Below are 601 nucleotides of genomic sequence, written 5' to 3'. Positions count from 1 at the left end.
GCCTCAATCTTCGCCAGATTCGCCTTGCGACGGTTAGCCACATTGGGGCGACGCCCCTTGCTTTTCGGTGCGCGACGCGGGAATCCCTGGGTGTGCATGTACTCTTTGATAGCGGACAACTCATCTAGCGAGCAGTGTTTAGCGCTGGTTTTACCCCCGGTTAAACGGGCAATAACGGCCCGATAAGTGGCATCATCCCAGCCCAGGAACGCTTGTCCGGCCTTGACGGCTCCGATTAAACGTTTCATCATAATCAGGCTCCGTAATTTCAAAAAAACAGCGTGACACGTCACGATTTATTTTTGTGACATGTCACGCAACCCTCACAACGTTTTCAACATCAACGACTGTCTAGCCACATCCTGGCCACAACCGTGCTCACCTCGACGAAAGCACCCACGAACGTCACCCGGCAATGCATCACCGCACAGCGGGCATTGATGCTCCGCCAGCTCTGCCATCTGCCTCTGCAAACGCAGCGTGTCTTCCACGGCCAGCAGTTCGAAATACTCCTCGACGCCGTAAGGCTCAGCACCTGGACGACGGGCATGGCGTGCAGCCTCAATCTGCTGGTAAGTATGCTCGCTGACTGTGAGCACGA

2 protein-coding genes are annotated in these 601 nt (G+C 55.4%); both read right to left on the bottom strand.

What is annotated here, in order from left to right:
• A partial coding sequence (locus EHO01S_RS16845; RefSeq protein WP_024525037.1) for a phage protein GemA/Gp16 family protein occupies positions 1 to 251 on the bottom strand: 251 nt, incomplete at its 3' end.
• A gap of 72 nt (positions 252 to 323) precedes the next feature.
• A partial coding sequence (locus EHO01S_RS19060; protein WP_024525036.1) for a hypothetical protein occupies positions 324 to 601 on the bottom strand: 278 nt, incomplete at its 5' end.

Origin of the sequence: Edwardsiella hoshinae NBRC 105699 = ATCC 33379 (assembly GCF_000474215.1) — a bacterium.
Taxonomy (GTDB): domain Bacteria; phylum Pseudomonadota; class Gammaproteobacteria; order Enterobacterales; family Enterobacteriaceae; genus Edwardsiella; species Edwardsiella hoshinae.
This window is presented reverse-complemented; position numbering and strand designations above follow the sequence as displayed.